Raw genomic sequence first — 16105 nt, 5'->3', positions numbered from 1 at the left:
CTGCATCGCGGACGAGGAGAAGCGGATGACGGGGTGGAGCAACTGGTCGGGCAGCGTCGCGGCCTCCCCTCGCCTGATCGCCAGGCCGCGCGACGCGGGCGAGCTGGCGGCGCTGATCAGCCAGGCGGCCAAGGTCCGCGTGGTCGGCGCTGGCCACTCCTTCATGCCGCTGTGCGAGACCAGCGACCTGCTGCTGAGCCTGTCCGATTATGAGGGCGCGGTCACGGTCGCGCCCGACCGCAAGACGGTGTGGGCGCCCGCCGGCTGGAGCCTGAAGAAGCTGACGGCGGCGCTGTGGGCGGAAGGCCTGTCGCTGATCAATCAGGGCGACATCAATCCACAGTCCCTGGCCGGCGCCATCTCGACTGGCACCCACGGCACCGGCGCGGAGTTGGGCAGCCTGTCCACCCAGGCCTGCGGTTTTCGGCTGATGACCGCCGACGGCAAGATCGTCGAATGCGGTCCGGACCAGAACCCCGAACTCTACCAGGCTCAGCGCCTGTCGCTGGGCCTGCTCGGCGTCGCCGTCGAAATCCGGATCCATGTGGTTCCGGCCTACCATCTGGAAGAGCGCGTCGAACGTCGCCCCCTGGCCGAGGTCGCCGAGCGGCTGGACGAACTGGCCGCCGCCACGCGCCACATGGAATTCTTTGTCTTCCCCTATTCGGACGACGTGATCTTCAAGACCCTGCACCCGGTCGAGGCCGAGGATCCGGGCCGACCGGCCAAGGAAATCGGCGAGGACAGCGAGGCGTCCTTCAAGGCCGTCTGCGATCTGTGCGCCGCCGCGCCGATGCTGACCGGACCGTTGCAGCGCCTGGTCATGCGCACGCTTGGCAAAGCCAGCCGGCGCGTCGGTCCGGCCTATGCGATCTTCCCGTCCGAGCGGAATATCCGCTTCGAGGAGATGGAGTACGAGCTGCCGCGCGCCGCCGGCTTGCCGACCCTGAAGGCCGCCATCGCCCATATCCGCAAGCGCCGCCTGCCGATCACCTTCCCGTTCGAGTTTCGACTGGCGGCCGGCGACGACATCTGGATGAGCCCGTTCAACGCTGGCCCCGGCGCGTCGATCTCATTCCACCAGTACGCCAAAATGCCCTGGCGGCCGCCCTTCGCCGAGATGGAGGCGGTGCTGCGCGACGGCGCGGGCCGTCCGCACTGGGCCAAGCGCCACACCCTGACGACGGCCGACGTCCACCGGCTCTATCCGCGCGCCGGCGACTTCGTGGCGGCCTGCAAGACCTGGGACCCGACCGGCAAGTTCGCCAACGCCCACCTGACCGAGCTCTTCGACCTCTGATCGGAACCGCGCCATGACCGACCAAGACCTGCACGCCCATCTGATCGGCGCCCAAGGTTCGCGCCGCGACCTCAACACCCCGGTGCTGGTGATCGACAAGCCCGCCCTGGAACGCAACATCGCTCGGATGGCCGAGTTCGCGGCGAGCAAGAACGTCAAGCTGCGGCCCCACGCCAAGACCCACAAGAGCGTCGACATCGCCAAGCTGCAGATCGCCGCCGGCGCCGTGGGCCTGTGCTGCGCCAAGATCGGCGAGGCCGAGGTTCTGGCCGACGGCGGTGTGACGGCGGGGTTGCTGATCACCTCGCCTGTGGTGTCCTCGCCGACTGTCGCCCGACTGATCGCCCTCAACGGCAAGACCACCGACCTGATGGCCGTGGTCGACAATCCGGCCAATGTCGCCGCCCTGGGCCAGGCCGCCAGCGCCGCCGGCAAGCCGTTGAAGGTGATCATCGACCTGGACCCGGGCATCCACCGCACGGGCGTCGCCTCGCCGGAGGCCGCCGTCGCGCTGTTCCAGGCGATCCAGGCGCAGCCGGGCCTGATCTATGCCGGCCTGCAGTGTTATTGCGGCATGCAGCAGCACATCGAGAGCTTCGCCGACCGTAAGGCCAACCTCGAGGATCGCGGCGCCTATATTCGCTCGGTGATCGACGCCTTGACCGCCGCTGGCGGAGCGCCGCCGATCATTTCGGGTTCGGGCACCGGTTCGCATCGAATCGACGCGGAACTGGGGATCTTCACCGAGTTCCAGGTCGGGTCATATGTGTTCATGGACGGCCAGTATCTGGTCTGCGACATCGCCGGCGATGGGGCGGACGAAAGCCCCTACGAACCCTCGCTGCTGATCGACGCGCGGGTGGTCAGCGCCAATACGCCCGGCATGGTCACCATCGACGCCGGCTTCAAGGCGCTGTCGACCGACGCCGAACCGCCCAAGGTGCTGGGCGGCGCGCCGGACGGCGCGCGCTACTTCTTCATGGGCGACGAGCACGGCGCGATCCTGCCGCCGCCTGGAACGACCGTGCCGGCCCTGGACGATCGGGTGATCCTGGGCGCGCCGCACTGCGATCCCACCGTGAACCTCTACGACACCTATCATGTGGTCGACGGCGACACGCTTGTGGCGCTGTGGCCAGTCTCGGCGCGGGGACGCTCCCGCTAGGGGCTCCCTGAAAGTTCGCGGGAAATGAGGAGTCTGGAGGGCGTCGCCTAGGGAAATCCCTCGATACCCACCGCCGGTCCCTCAAGCCCATCCTGCCGGTTCTTCAAGGACCCGGCCGGAGGCCAAGACCCATGACAGTGCTTCGAAAGATCCTGGTCGGCGCCGTCGCGCTGCCGCTAGCGATCGGCTTTGGGACGGCAGCCCAAGCCCAGCAGAACGCCGCGCCGGCGAAACCGGGTCCGGACCCCGACGCCCTGGCCGCCCTGAACAAGATGGGCGAGGCGCTGCGGGCCATGACCGCCTTCACCGTCAGCGCCGACGTCACGACCGAGCAGGTGCTCGATAGCGGCCAGAAGCTGCAATATGGCGGCGACCTGAAGATCGAGGCCCAACGCCCCAGCGGCTTCAAGATCTCGATGAACGCCGACCACCAGCAGCGGGAAATCTATTACGACGGCAAGTCGATCACGCTGTTCGCGCCCAAGGTCGGCTACTACGCCTCGGTGCCCGCGCCGCCGACGATCGGCGCCACCCTGGACGTGGTCAAGGACAAGTACGGCGTCGAGATCCCGTTGGCCGACCTGTTCTACCTCGGCACGGACCCGACCCTGACGGCGCGCATCCAGGAGGGCTTCGACGTCGGCCCCGAGACGGTGGGCGGCCTGGCCTGCGAGCACTACGCCTTCCGCCAGAAGGCCGCGGACTGGCAGGTCTGGATCCGCACTGAAGGTCCCGCCCTGCCCTGCAAGATGGTGATCACCACCATCCAGGATGAAGCCCAGCCGCAATACACCGCCGTCATGACCTGGGAAGCCAAGGCCCCGGCCCAAGCGGCCTATACCTTCACCCCGCCCGCCAACGCGCACCGCATCACCGTCGCCGACCTTTCGGCGCCGGCAGCGAAATGAGGGCCGACGCCATGAACAAGATTTCGCAAAAGGTCGTCGTTCTGGTCGTCGCTATCGGACTCCAGAGCGCGGTCTCGCCCGTCTCGGCCGTAGCCGCCGACGTCCTTGCCGGCCAAAGCCTGCTGCCCAAGTCGGCCTCGACCGCCGACTGCCAGCGGCGCGGCGGCGGGGGTGGACATGCTGGCGCGCGTCCGGCGGCCGCGTCCCGCCCCGCCGGTGGAGGCGGCGGCGGCCGCAATGTCCGCGCCAACGCCAGTTCGAACGTCAATCACAGCGTCAACGCCAACCGAAACACCAATGTGAACCGGAACGTCAACGCCAACATCAACCGGAACGTCAACGTCAATGTCGACAACCACTACGGCTACCGTGACGGCTGGGACGACCACTACCATCCGATCGCGACCGGCGTGGCCATTGGCGCGACCGCCGCCGTGACCGCCGCCGTCGTGGGCTCGATCGTCTACAGCGTTCCGCCCAGCTGTTCGACGGTGATCGTCAACGGCGTCAGCTACTCACAGTGCGGCAGCACCTGGTACGCGCCGCGCTATTCCGGAACCACCGTGCAATATGTGGTCGTCAACCCACCGCAGTGAACGATCGGCCTAAGCCGGCCGGTACATCTGAAACTTGCCGGCCTCGTCGACGCCGAAATAGTCGGCGGGGCCGCCGCCGCGCAAGATCGGCTGCGCGGCCAGGGTGTCATAGACGCCGTCGACCAGCAGCGCCTGGTCGATGTGGACCATCACCACTTCGCCCAGGGTCAGCCAGGCGTCCACCGGCGCGCCTTCGGCGTCGGTCAGACGGATCTGCTGGGTCAGGCGACATTCGAACGCCACCGGGCTTTCGGCCACGCGCGGGGCGACAACCCGTTGCGAGGCCGCCGGTGTCAGACCGGCCAGCGCGAACTCGTCGACGTGCTCGGGGACCATCGCCGAGGTGGCGTTCACGGCCTCCGCCAGCGGCCGAGTGGCCAGGTTCCAGACGAACTCGCCGGTCTCCTGGATGTTGCGCGCCGAGTCCTTGCAGCCAGTGCTGGAGAACCCGATGATCGGCGGGCGGTAGTTGAAGGCGTTGAAGAAGCTGTAGGGCGCCAGATTGCGGACGCCGGCGGCGCTGACCGTCGAGATCCAGCCGATCGGCCGCGGCGCGACGATGGCGTTCAGCGGGTCATGTTTCAGGCCATGCCCGTTCTTAGGCTCGTAGGAATGGATCGCGGTCATGGGCGCCTCGTTCTGCCGACTCCTGTCTTAGGGGCGCTCGCACCGCGTCGCCAGCCGTCGCCGCGCAATGCTGCAAAGCCCGCCGTAAATGTCCAATCACGCCGCTGACCGGGTCGCTAGGTTGCCGGCTTCCACGGAGCCGATGATCGCCCGAAAGCGGCGAGGCTTCGCGTCCCGCAATCCCACCCGCAGGAAGGCTCGCATGCCCATTCTCGCCACCCCGACCCCCGGTCCGCTGCTGCTGACCCCGACCGATCACACCCTGATCCTGATAGACCATCAGTCGCAGATGGCCTTCGCCACCCATTCGATCGACGCGACCCTGCTGCGCACCAACGCCGCTCTCGTCGCCCACGCCGCCGCCGGCTTCGGGGTCTCGACCATCGTCACCTCGGTGGCCGAGAAGAGCTTCTCGGGTCCCGTGTTCGACGAGATCAAGGAAGCCCTGCCGAACGTCGAGGTCACCGACCGCACCTCGATGAACACCTGGGAAGACGCCAACGTCATCAAGCGCGTCAACGCCATCGGCAAGGACCGCCTGGTGCTGGCCGGCCTGTGGACCGGCGTCTGCATCGTTGGCCCGGCCCTGTCGGCTCTGGCCCAGGGTTTCGAGGTCTACTTCATCACCGACGCTTGCGGCGACGTCTCGGTCGAGGCGCATGAGCGCGCGGTGCAACGGATGATCCAGGCCGGCGCGCGGCCGATGACCTCGCTGCAGTATCTGCTGGAACTCCAGCGCGACTGGGCGCGTGGCGAGACCTACGAAATGACCACCGGCGTGGCTCGGAAGTTCGGCGGCGCGTACGGCCTGGGCATCATCTACGCCAAGACCATGTTCGGCGCGTCGGAAGGCTCGCACGCCGCCTAGTTCCGGTTCGGCGGGACATGGTGTGTCCCGCCGTTTCCGATCCGCCTGGAGTGATCCGATGAAACCGTATCTGCTCTCGCTCGGCGCCGGTCTACTGGTGGGCGTCCTCTATGCGTTGATGGGCGTGCGCTCACCAGCCCCGCCGACCATCGCCCTGCTCGGTCTTCTGGGCATGCTGGTCGGCGAACAGGCCGTGCCGATCGTCAAGCGCCTGGTCTCGGGCGCGCCGGTCGTCGCCTACATCAAGACCGACTGCGCGGCTCACATCCTCGGGCCCCAGGCGGTAGCCGGTCCGGACGATGAACCGAAGGGGCAGGCATGAGCCTGGCCCGCCGACAGACCCTGGCGCTCGGCGCCGCCCTGCTTCCCAGTACCGCTTTCGCTGAAAGGCTCGCGATGTCCGACCTGCTGATCGTCAACGCCAAGATCACCACCCTGGACCGGGGCAATCCCCAGGCTTCCGCCGTGTTGATCCGTGACGGGCGTTTCACGGCGGTCGGCGACGAGGGCGAGGTTCGAGCCGCCGCCCATGCCGAGGCGACGGTGATCGACGCCGGCGGACGGCGGATGATCCCGGGGCTGATCGACAGCCACATGCACATCATCCGTGGTGGGCTGAACTACAACATGGAGCTGCGCTGGGACGGCGTGCCGACCCTGGCCGACGCCATGGCCATGCTGAAGAAGCAGGCCGCCAACACCCCGCCGCCGCAGTGGGTGCGCGTGGTCGGCGGCTTCACCGAGCACCAGTTCGTCGAAAAGCGCCTGCCGACCCTGGACGAGATCAACGCCGCCGCGCCCGAGACGCCGGTGTTCATCCTGCATCTCTACGATCGCGCCCTGCTGAACCGCGCCGCCCTGCGCGCCGTGGGCTACACCAAGGACACGCCCAACCCGCCCGGCGGCGAGATCGTGCGCGACGCCTCGGGCGAACCCACCGGCCTGCTGCTGGCCCAGCCCAACGCCACGATCCTTTACGCCACCCTGGCGAAGGGACCGAAGCTACCTCCTGAATATCAACTCAATTCCACCCGCCACTTCATGCGCGAGATGAACCGGCTGGGCGTGACGGGCGTGATCGACGCCGGCGGCGGCTTCCAGAACTATCCCGACGACTACAACATCGTAGAGAAGCTGCACGCCGACGGTCAGATGACCTTGAGGATTAGCTACAACCTGTTCACCCAGAAGCCGAAAGGCGAGCTGGCCGACTTCGCCGGCTGGTCCAAGCAGGTCAAGCCGGGCCAAGGCGACGACACCTACCGCCACAACGGCGCGGGCGAGATGCTGGTCTACAGCGCCGCCGACTTCGAGGATTTCCGCGTCGAGCGGCCCGAGATGCCCGCGAACATGGAGACCGACCTGGAGCCGGTGATCCGCCTGCTGGCCGAGCAGCGCTGGCCCTGGCGGTTGCATGCGACCTACGACCAGACGATCGACCGGGCGCTCAACGTCTTCGAGAAGGTCAATCGCGACATTCCCTTCGACGGCCTGCATTGGTTCTTCGACCACGCCGAGACGATCAGCGACCGCAACATCGATCGCATCGCGGCCCTGGGCGGCGGCATCGCCGTGCAGCATCGCATGGCCTATCAGGGCGAGTACTTCACCGAACGCTACGGGGCCAAGGCCGCCGAGGCGACGCCGCCGATCAACAAAATGCTGGCGGCGGGCATTCCGGTTGGCGCGGGCACCGACGCCACCCGCGTGGCCAGCTACAATCCCTGGGTTTCCTTGAACTGGCTGGTCACTGGCAAGACGGTGGGCGGCACGCGGCTCTACCCGCCGGCCAACCGCCTGGATCGCGAGGCCGCCCTGCGCCTGTGGACCACGGCAAACACCTGGTTCTCCAACGAGGAAGGCAAGAAGGGCCAGATCGCGGTCGGCCAGCTGGCGGACCTGGCGGTGCTAAGCGGCGACTACCTGCGCGTGCCGGAGGACGAGATCCCGCACCTGGGCTCGGTCCTGACCCTGCTGGGCGGGAAGGTGGTGCATGGCGAGGGCGACTATTCCAAGCTGGCCCCCACCCTGCCCCCGCCGATGCCCGACTGGTCGCCGGTTCGAACCTTCGGCGGCTACCAGGACCGCTCGAAATCGCACGCCATGGCGCTAGCCTCGGCCTGCGGCTGCGCGAGCGGATGCGGCGTCCACGGCCACGATCACGCGGCCGCTCTGGGCGCCGAGGCTCCGACCAGTGATGCGCGCTCCTTCTGGGGCGCCATGGGCTGCGGCTGCTGGGCGGTTTGAGGATGAGCACTCCCACTCCCATCGCCGCCCTGCTGAAAGCGCCGGCAGTCTCGATCCTGGCCCGTGTGTTGCTGACCCTGCCCTACTGGTGGAGCGGCCTGTCGAAGCTCGCCAACCTGTCGGGCGCGCTCGGCGAGGCCGCCCATTTCGGGCTCAAGCCGGCCTGGCTGGTGGTCGCCGCCACGGTACTGGTCCAACTGGGCGGCTCTATCCTGCTGATCGTCGGTCGCGTCGGCTGGCTGGCGGCCGGCGCCCTGGGCGTGTTCACCGCCCTGGCCACCCTGATCGCCCATCCGTTCTGGACCGTGGCCGATCCGATGGAGCGCTTCCACGCGCTCAACACCTTCCTCGAGCACATCGGCCTGATCGGCGGCTTCATGCTTGCGGCGATCTTGGTCGAGCGCGATCGGACCTCACGATGAGCGGCGAGGCCCCAGGCAGCGTGCGAACGGCCGCGTTGGCGGCCTTCACCGCCGGCTTCGTCGACACGGTCGGCTTCGTAGGCTTGTTCGGCCTGTTCACCGCCCACGTCACCGGCAATTTCGTGCTGATCGGCGCGGCGATCGTCACGCACCACACGGGGATCATCGCCAAGCTGCTGGCCCTGCCGACCTTCATCGTAGCCGTGGCGGCGACCAGCCTGTTCCTGCGCCACTGCCGCCGAACCGGCCGACCGCAGGTCGCGCCGGTGCTGGTCGCCGAGGCGGCGCTCCTCACAGCCTTCATGGCCCTTGGCCTGACGCTCGGCCCGTTCAAGGGCGGGGACCAGCCGGCCGCTATCCTGGTCGGCCTGACCGGGGTTCTGGCCATGGGCGTGCAGAACGCCGCCGCCCGCACCGTCTTCGCCCATCTGTCGCCGACCACGGTGATGACCGGCAACGTCACCCAGATCGTGCTGGACTTGGTCAGCCTGACCGAGGGCGAGATCTCCAGGGCCGACGCCCTGGCCCGTATCCGCAAGATGGCCCCGCCGGTCGGCGCCTTCGCCCTGGGCGCGATCGCGGGCGGGCTGGGTTTCGCCGCCGTGGGCTTCTGGTGCATCCTGGCCGGAATCGTCGCGATCCTGGCCGCCTTGCTGGTCAATCGCCCATCGGGAGCATCCGTGTGAAGCCTGGGATCGTCGCCTTCGCCGTGACCGCCGCGCTCGCTGTCGGCGGCGTCGGCCACGCGGCCGACGCCCCACCGTTCAAGCTGATCCGCTCGGACGAGAGCTACGCCTATCTGGCGAACAAGCCGGGTCAGGGCCTGGATGATCTGCGTTACATCCCGCTGGGTCCCGACGCCTACCTGTCGCTGGGCGGCGAGGCGCGGTTGCGGGTGGACTCGTTCGACGCGCCGCGCTTCGGCATTGGGGGCGCCCAGTCGGACCTCTACGGCCTGGGCCGAGCCCTGTTCAGCGCCGACCTGCATCTCGGCTCACGCGTACGAGTCTATGGCGAGCTGGGTCTGCATCGCGATTTCGACAAGAAGGATCCACCAGCGGTCAGCGATCGCGACGGCCTGGACGCCCAGGTGGCTTTCCTCGATGTAACGCCCGACGCTGATCGTCGCTGGCGATTGCGCCTGGGCCGCCAGGAGATGTCGCTGAACACGAGCCAGCGCTTCGTCTCCGTGCGCGAGGGTCCGAACATCCGCCAGAGCTTCGACGGCGTGCGCCTCAGTCGCCAGACAGCGGGCCTGCGGCTGGACGCCTTCTATCTGCATCCGGTGACGATCCAGACCGGCGCCTTCGACGACAGCGGCAACCGCGATCAGCAGTTCTATGGCGTCTATGTCTCCAAGACCTTGAGCAAGACCGTTTCGCTGGACGTCTACGCCTTCGAGCTGGATCGCGACGGCGTGCGGTACGGCGCGGTGCGCGGCGACGAACGACGCGGCAGCTATGGGGCGCGGCTTGCCGGCAAGAACGGCGCGATCGACTACGAGGCCGAAGGTCTTGTCCAGCGCGGCCGGTTCGCTGGTCGCGACATCCACGCCTGGGGCGGCAGCCTTGGCGGCGGCTACACCTTGGCCCGAGCCTGGTCGCCGAGACTGGCCCTGCGGCTCGACGCCGGCTCCGGCGACAAGGACGCCAGCGACGGCGAGCTGGGCACCTTCAATCCGTTGTTTCCAAGGGGCGCCTATTTCAACGAAAGCGGGCTGACCAGCTGGAGCAACCTGGTCGCCGTTCGCCCCAGCCTGGGCCTTGCTCCGCGCCGCGACGTCAGTCTCGAGCTGAGCTACCTGATGCGTTGGCGGCAGACCGGCGCGGACGCCGTCTATCTGCAACCCTCCACGCCCCTGGCGCCCGCCGGTCCAAACCGGTCCAAGGCCGTAGGCGGAGCGATCCAGATGGACGCGACCTGGCAAGTCAACCGCAACCTCAAGCTCCAGGCGCAGTTGGTGCACCAGTCGGCCGACGACGCCATCCAGGCCCTGGGCGGGCGCGCCGTCGACTTCGCCATGCTGATCGTTCAGACGCGGTTCTGATCGCCTCGCGCCTCGGCCAGGCTCGACAGCTCGGCCATGATCAGGTGCGCCGCCAGCGAGGCGGGCTCGGCGTCGTGGTCGACGTCGCCGCGCTCCAGCATCATCGCCAGCTTGGCCCGCGCCCGGCAGACCCGGCTCTTCATCGTGCCTTCGGGCACGTCGCACATCTCGGCCGCCTGCCGATGCGAGAAGCCGCCCGCCCCGACCAGGATCGTCGCCTCGCGCTGCTCGTCGCTCAGGGCGTTGAGGGCGTTGCGAAGGTCGTTCAGCATCAGGGATTGGACCTGATCGGTTCCGACCGCCGGGATCTGGGCGCTCATGGCCAGGTCGAGCGGCGTCTCTCGCCAGACACGTCGACGCTGCGAATAGAAATGATTGCGCGCGATCTTCAGGATCCAGCCCTTGAAGTTCGTGCCCGGCGTGAACTGGGCCCGATGCTGCCAAGCCTTCAGGAGCGCATCCTGGGCCAGGTCGTCGCCTCTGGCCGCATCGCCGCACAGCCCTCGAGCGAACGAACGCAAGACGGGAATGCTGGCCACGACCAGTCGCTTGAAATCGTTCTCGTCCAGGGGCGCGGGGCGATCGGAGGGGGGCACAAAGCTGCGCGCCTCCGCGGCGACCTCCGCTTTCGAGCCGCCCCAGCGGGCGGAGGTCTCGAGCAGTTTCTCGGTCGGGCTGAGGTCGTTCATAAGGAACTCCGAAATTCTGGCGTCAGGGGCGGTGCGTCGGGACTGTTCGGGTGACGGAGCGGCTGGCGTCGGTTCCGGAACCTAGCCTGCCGGCGCCGCGCCGGGCGGAAGGGTCTTGACCATGTCGGCGACGATGGCGTTCAACCCGTCCTGGGTGGCGTCCTTCTCGTCGACCCGCTTCTGCGACGTGGCGCGCCAGGCCAGCTTGCCGCTGGCCGCGTCGACCAGGTCGAGCATCACCGCGCCCTCGGTGTAGTTGATCGAGCGCACGTCGACGTCCATCGGGGCGCCGTACATGCCCCAGCCGTAGCCGCCGATGCAGCCGCGTCGACCGCAGGCCACGCCACCGCCGGGAGCGCCCATGCTGGTGGCCGAGTAATCGGTCTTGTTCTGCAGGCCGATGTGATAGGCGACCAGCAGTTTGGCCTGGCCTGGAGCGACCTGGCTGTAGCCCTTGGCCGCCAGGTTGGTGTCGATCGCGGTCTTGATGCGCTCACGGATGATGTCGTTGTCAACCCGTGGATCGCCGCTGCCCGGCTGCCCGTCGGGCGCCCAGGCATAGGTCGAGCCAGCCAACGGTGCCTGGCCGCTGAGCACCGAAACCTTCCCTCCGGGGCTTTCGCAACCGACCAGCGGCAAACACGCGGCGATGGCCGCGGCCATAAGGGCTTGAGGCATGAACCTTGGGGACATCGGGCGGCTCCTACGCGACAGCGGCGCCCATGCCTTCATGCGACGCCGTTCGAACTTTCCGCCCGGCGCGTAGTCGTCTCAATCAGGTGAAACCCTGACCGTAGGGCGTAATGCCTTGAGTTGAGCGCCGCGTTGTCCAACGCAAAGGAAAAGGCCGGCGGATTTCTCCCCCGGCCTCGTCAAAACGGGCTGTGAAAACGATCAGCCGCCGCCCTGCGCTTCGGCCAACTTGGCGACCGCATCGCCAATGGTGAAGGTGTTGGGCTTCTGCACCGGCGGGAAATCCTTGAACGTCGCCGCGAACTGATCCGCGACCGCCCAGGCGCCGTAGATGATGTAGGCGTGATAGAGGAACCACTCGTAATAGCTGTTCGAGGTGATGTCGGCGAACTCGTAGGGGTCGGTCCGCAGGTTGAAGAGCTTGGGAAGCCGCAGCGGCGTGAACGGCTCGGCCCAGAGCTGCATGGTTCCCTTCAGCCGCTGCTCCATGAATACGGCCTTCCAGTTGTCGTACCGGACCGCCAGGATGTCGCCGTCGTCGCTGATATAGACGAACAGGTTGCGCGGGCTCTCCTCGACCTCGCCGGTCAGGTAGGGCAGCAGGTTGAACCCGTCGATGTGGTTCTTGTACTGCCGGCCGATGGCGGTGACGCCCTTCTTGACCTTCTCGACGATGTCCGGTTCGCCGGCCGCGGCCAGGAACGTCGGCAGCCAGTCATGGTGCTGGATGATCGCGTTGGAGATCGCGCCGGCCTTGATCTTGCCGGGCCAACGGATCAGCTCGGGAATGCGGAAACCGCCTTCCCAGTTGGTGTCCTTTTCGCTGCGGAACGGGGTCATGCCGCCGTCCGGCCAGCTGTTGCGGTGGGGGCCGTTGTCGGTCGAGTAGACCACGATGGTGTCCTCGGCCAGGCCCAGCTCATCGAGCAGGTCCAGCATCTGGCCGACGTTCTTGTCATGGTCGATCATGGTGTCGTGATAGGGCGATTGCCAGCGCCCCGCCTGCCCCAGGCTCGACTTCTTGGTGTGGGTGAACATGTGCATGTGCGTGGTGTTCAGCCAGACGAAGAACGGCTTGTCGTCGGCGTGCTGGCGCTTGATGAAGTCGGTGGCGGCGTCGACGAACTCGTCGTCGCAGGTTTCCATTCGCTCCACGGTCAGCTGACCGGTTTCCTCGATCTTCTGCTTGCCCACCTTGCCCCAACGCTCGTGGGTGGTGGGGTCGTCGACGTCGGTGGCCCAGGAGTGCACGACGTCGCGGGGGCCGTTCTTCTTCTTGAAGTTGGGGAAGTCCTTGTCCGGATAGTAGTCGTACATCTCCGGCTCTTCCTGGGCGTTCAGGTGGTAGAGGTTGCCGAAGAACTCGTCGAAGCCGTGGTTGGTGGGCAACATGTGGTTCAGGTCGCCCAGGTGGTTCTTGCCGAACTGGCCAGTGGCGTAGCCCTGCTCCTTCAGCAGGGCGGCGATGGTCACCAGCTTGTCGTTCATGCCCACCGGCGCGGCCGGAGCGCCGACCTTCGACAGGCCGGTCCGCAGCACGCTCTGGCCGGTGATGAATGACGAACGACCGGCGGTGCAGGACTGCTCGCCATAGCTGTCGGTGAACAACATGCCTTCCTTGGCGATCCGGTCGATGTTGGGCGTCTGATAGCCCATCAGGCCGTGCGAGTAGCAACTGAGGTTGCTGATCCCGATGTCGTCGCCCCAGATCACGAGAATATTGGGTTTTCCGTTGGGCATGATGGTCATCCTGCGGTCGCGCCCACGTCGCGGGGCGGGGCAAGATCATCACGGTGCCCGGGAGAGGAATATCGGCGGGACTACCCGTCGCGCCCCTGGGTTCACCCTATCCATCCACGGGGTTTCACCCGGCCGTTACGGCTTGCTCGCGAACACCGTTTTCCAGTCGCTCTTCATGCTGACGACCGTCCAGCCTCGGACGCCCGCTTCGTCCAGGGCCTTGTCCAGCTTGCCGATCTTGGATTGCCGATCATAAGCGTACTCCCGGGCCGCATCGTCGTGATGGACCAGGATCTGCAGGCTGGGGCGCGTGCTGGAGGCCGAATACTGGAGCATCTGCAGGTCGCCGTCGGAATTGCCCACGGCCACCAGCGGCGCGCGGCCGATGTGCAGATCGATATTGCTGGGCTTGCCGGCGCCGTCGTCCATGCTGCCCAGCGCGGGCTGGCTCACCAGAACACCCTTGCCGTCGCGGATCTCGAACTTGCTGGTCAGGCTGGAGCCGATCACCTGTTCGGGCGGCACGCCGTAGGCCTGCTCGGCGAACACCCGCATGAACTGCACCTCGCCGCCGGAGACGATATAGGTCTTGAACCCCGCCCCGCGCAGATAGGTCAGCAGCTCAAGCTGCGGCTGATAGGTCAACGCGGCATAGGGCATGTGGAACCGTGGATGGCGGGCCTGATCGAACCACGCCCTGGCGACGGCCTGATATTCGGCCGTGGTCAAACCGACCTGAACGGCGAAGACCGCCTCGATCAGATCCTTTTCGCTCAGCTTCGCCATGGCGGCCTGATCACGGTCGGCTATGGCGCCGAAGGCCGGCTTCTGACGCAGCGTCGGATCCTTGGCGACCATCTGGCCGATCCGCTCCATCGCGAAGGCGAACTGGAAATAGATCGGCTGCTCGGCCCACAGCGTGCCGTCGTTGTCGAACACGGCGATCCGCTCGGGCGGCGGCACGAACTCAGGCCCTTGGGCCGTCACCCGCGCGACATAGGTCGTGATCGCGGCCTTGGCCGGCCCTGCGTTCCAGGATGGCAAGGGATCGGCGGCTGGCGGCGCGGCCGGGCTCGCCGTCGTCGTGGCGAGCAGGCCCAGACTCATGCACCCGGCCAAGACCGCTCTGCGGGTCGATAAGAACATGGTCGCCTCCCGGTCCGGCTTGAGTTTGCTCACGATCGCGTCTTCGTCTCTTCCAGGGGCTCCGGATCGGGCTCCAGCTCCTGCATGTCCTTTTCCAGGAAATAATTCAGGAAGGTGCGGATCAGCGCGATCGCGCCCAGTCGGCCGATGTCGTCCCAGCTTGGCGCGATCGCCGTGCGGACGATGTCGGCGGCCAGAGCGAATTCGAGCGCCAGCACGATCCATCGGGCGAACTGAGCCCAGAGTTCGCGTCGCGCGTCGCGTCGCAGCGTGCGTTGGGCCGCGACGATGATCGAACCCTGAACCAGGGTTTCCACCATGCCGACGGCGATGCAGAGCACCGAACACAACTCGGCAGCGAGCGCGACATAGCTGGCGCATTCACGCAGCAGCACTTCCATGGCGACCTCGGGCAGTCCGCTTCCTGAGGCCCTAGCAAAAGGCGTTTGGTCGGCGCGCGCTATCCGGCGAAGCGCCGAGGCGTTCGGGGTGAAACCTGCACGGTTGAGCCGTTCGGTAGGGAATCTTCCCTTCCGCACCCGGGGGAACGCCTGATCGATCAGCGCCGCCGCTCATGGTCACTTTTAGGATCTCGCGATGAAGGCGGACCATGCCGGATGTCGTGCCTTCCTCCGCTTTGAACGGCCGCCGGGTTGATGGGGAACAGGATGAAAACGCTGGGCAATTCCGTTCCCTCGCCCAAGATCTGGCGCAAGCCGTTGCGGGAAGCGATGACCTGGATCCCCGGCGGGGTTTTCACCATGGGATCCGACGACCACTATGTCGAGGAACGCCCGGCGCGCCGGGTCTCGGTCGACGGTTTCTGGATCGATCCGAGCCCGGTGACCAATCGGCAATTCGCTCAGTTCGTGAGCGCCACCGGGTACGTCACCTTCGCCGAGGTCCCTCCAGATCCGAACGATTATCCCGGCGCGGATCCGGCGGTGCTGGTCGCTTCGTCGATGGTGTTCACCCCGCCGCGCGGGCCGGTGGATCTTCGCCATCCCCTGCAATGGTGGGCCTTCGTCCCGGGCGCGGACTGGCGTCATCCCTACGGCCCGGGCAGCGACCTCAAGGGCCTGGACGATCACCCCGTGGTGCATGTCGCCTGGGTCGATGTCCTGGCCTACGCCGACTGGGCGGGGGTGGAGATCCCCACCGAGGCCGAATGGGAACTGGCGTCGCGTGGCGGCCTCGAAGGCGCCGAGTTCGCCTGGGGCGACACGTTCACGCGTGACGGCCGCCACATGGCCAACACCTGGCAAGGCGCCTTTCCCCACCAGAACACCCTGGACGACGGCTGGGCCCGGACCTCCCCCGTCGGCGCCTATCCATCCAACGGCCACGGCCTCTACGACATGATCGGCAATACGTGGGAATGGACGTCGGATTGGTGGGCGACGCCTGATGCGGCCGGCGCCGCGCCCCGCTGCTGCGCGGCCAAGAATCCCAGGGGCGGCGCCGAGCAGGACAGCTGCGAGCCAGGCGGGCTGCGCATCCCCAGAAAAGTGTTGAAGGGCGGCTCGCATCTGTGCGCGCCAAGCTATTGCAAACGCTATCGGCCGGCGGCGCGTCACGCCCAGCCGATCGACACCTCGGCTTCGCACGTGGGTTTTCGCTGCATCGCCCGATCCCGCGCCTGAGCCGCTCGGAGGCG

Annotated in this window: 17 protein-coding genes; 11 read left to right on the top strand and 6 right to left on the bottom strand. The window is 67.2% G+C overall.

Annotated elements, in window-relative coordinates:
- Positions 1 to 25: 25 nt before the first annotated feature.
- From G3M62_RS11530 to G3M62_RS11515, 4 genes are all read left to right on the top strand, one after another.
- Positions 26 to 1300 carry a D-arabinono-1,4-lactone oxidase gene (locus tag G3M62_RS11530; RefSeq protein ID WP_165187131.1) on the top strand — a complete coding sequence of 425 codons (1275 nt, stop codon included), beginning with the start codon at positions 26 to 28 and terminating at the stop codon, positions 1298 to 1300.
- A 13-nt stretch (positions 1301 to 1313) separates the two neighbouring features.
- Positions 1314 to 2465, top strand: a complete 1152-nt coding sequence (locus G3M62_RS11525; protein WP_165187129.1) for a DSD1 family PLP-dependent enzyme — start codon at positions 1314 to 1316, stop codon at positions 2463 to 2465.
- 131 nt (positions 2466 to 2596) lie between these two features.
- Complete coding sequence (locus G3M62_RS11520; protein ID WP_205691996.1) at positions 2597 to 3373, top strand: DUF2092 domain-containing protein; 777 nt, start codon at positions 2597 to 2599, stop codon at positions 3371 to 3373.
- A gap of 11 nt (positions 3374 to 3384) precedes the next feature.
- Positions 3385 to 3969, top strand: a complete 585-nt coding sequence (locus G3M62_RS11515) for a hypothetical protein (protein ID WP_165187128.1) — start codon at positions 3385 to 3387, stop codon at positions 3967 to 3969.
- A gap of 9 nt (positions 3970 to 3978) precedes the next feature.
- Here the strand turns inward: G3M62_RS11515 and G3M62_RS11510 are convergent, their stop codons facing one another.
- On the bottom strand, positions 3979 to 4596 hold the full coding sequence (locus G3M62_RS11510) for a flavin reductase family protein (protein ID WP_165187126.1): 618 nt from the start codon (positions 4594 to 4596) through the stop codon (positions 3979 to 3981).
- 202 nt (positions 4597 to 4798) lie between these two features.
- Here G3M62_RS11510 and G3M62_RS11505 point away from each other — a divergent pair, with 202 nt between their 5' ends.
- From G3M62_RS11505 to G3M62_RS11480, 6 genes are all read left to right on the top strand, one after another.
- The gene (locus G3M62_RS11505; protein WP_165187124.1) at positions 4799 to 5464 is read left to right on the top strand and encodes a hydrolase; all 666 of its coding nucleotides are present in this window, start codon (positions 4799 to 4801) and stop codon (positions 5462 to 5464) included.
- A 58-nt stretch (positions 5465 to 5522) separates the two neighbouring features.
- Positions 5523 to 5786, top strand: coding sequence for a DUF1427 family protein (locus tag G3M62_RS11500; RefSeq protein ID WP_165187122.1), 264 nt, complete (start codon positions 5523 to 5525; stop codon positions 5784 to 5786).
- 74 nt (positions 5787 to 5860) lie between these two features.
- On the top strand, positions 5861 to 7711 hold the full coding sequence (locus G3M62_RS11495) for an amidohydrolase (protein WP_205691995.1): 1851 nt from the start codon (positions 5861 to 5863) through the stop codon (positions 7709 to 7711).
- 2 nt (positions 7712 to 7713) lie between these two features.
- On the top strand, positions 7714 to 8133 hold the full coding sequence (locus tag G3M62_RS11490; protein WP_165187118.1) for a DoxX family protein: 420 nt from the start codon (positions 7714 to 7716) through the stop codon (positions 8131 to 8133).
- The gene (locus G3M62_RS11485) at positions 8130 to 8819 is read left to right on the top strand and encodes a YoaK family protein (protein ID WP_165187117.1); all 690 of its coding nucleotides are present in this window, start codon (positions 8130 to 8132) and stop codon (positions 8817 to 8819) included. Before G3M62_RS11490 ends, G3M62_RS11485 begins: the two co-directional genes overlap by 4 nt.
- On the top strand, positions 8816 to 10180 hold the full coding sequence (locus G3M62_RS11480) for an alginate export family protein (RefSeq protein WP_165187115.1): 1365 nt from the start codon (positions 8816 to 8818) through the stop codon (positions 10178 to 10180). The genes G3M62_RS11485 and G3M62_RS11480 overlap by 4 nt, the downstream gene beginning before the upstream one ends.
- Here G3M62_RS11480 and G3M62_RS11475 read toward each other — a convergent pair.
- From G3M62_RS11475 to G3M62_RS11455, 5 genes are all read right to left on the bottom strand, one after another.
- Positions 10165 to 10869: a sigma-70 family RNA polymerase sigma factor gene (locus G3M62_RS11475; protein WP_165187113.1), complete on the bottom strand. Its 705-nt coding sequence runs from the start codon at positions 10867 to 10869 to the stop codon at positions 10165 to 10167. The genes G3M62_RS11480 and G3M62_RS11475 overlap by 16 nt on opposite strands.
- A gap of 81 nt (positions 10870 to 10950) precedes the next feature.
- Positions 10951 to 11547, bottom strand: coding sequence for a DUF4136 domain-containing protein (locus tag G3M62_RS11470; protein WP_165187112.1), 597 nt, complete (start codon positions 11545 to 11547; stop codon positions 10951 to 10953).
- Positions 11548 to 11763: 216 nt separating this feature from the next.
- Positions 11764 to 13302 carry an arylsulfatase gene (locus tag G3M62_RS11465; protein WP_165187110.1) on the bottom strand — a complete coding sequence of 513 codons (1539 nt, stop codon included), beginning with the start codon at positions 13300 to 13302 and terminating at the stop codon, positions 11764 to 11766.
- A gap of 135 nt (positions 13303 to 13437) precedes the next feature.
- Positions 13438 to 14448, bottom strand: coding sequence for an HAD family hydrolase (locus G3M62_RS11460; protein WP_165187108.1), 1011 nt, complete (start codon positions 14446 to 14448; stop codon positions 13438 to 13440).
- A 29-nt stretch (positions 14449 to 14477) separates the two neighbouring features.
- Positions 14478 to 14849: a DUF1622 domain-containing protein gene (locus tag G3M62_RS11455; RefSeq protein WP_165187107.1), complete on the bottom strand. Its 372-nt coding sequence runs from the start codon at positions 14847 to 14849 to the stop codon at positions 14478 to 14480.
- A gap of 267 nt (positions 14850 to 15116) precedes the next feature.
- Here G3M62_RS11455 and G3M62_RS11450 point away from each other — a divergent pair, with 267 nt between their 5' ends.
- Positions 15117 to 16091 carry a formylglycine-generating enzyme family protein gene (locus G3M62_RS11450; RefSeq protein ID WP_246263562.1) on the top strand — a complete coding sequence of 325 codons (975 nt, stop codon included), beginning with the start codon at positions 15117 to 15119 and terminating at the stop codon, positions 16089 to 16091.
- Positions 16092 to 16105: the final 14 nt, after the last annotated feature.

It is taken from the genome of Caulobacter soli (assembly GCF_011045195.1).
GTDB lineage: Bacteria > Pseudomonadota > Alphaproteobacteria > Caulobacterales > Caulobacteraceae > Caulobacter > Caulobacter soli.
This window is presented reverse-complemented; position numbering and strand designations above follow the sequence as displayed.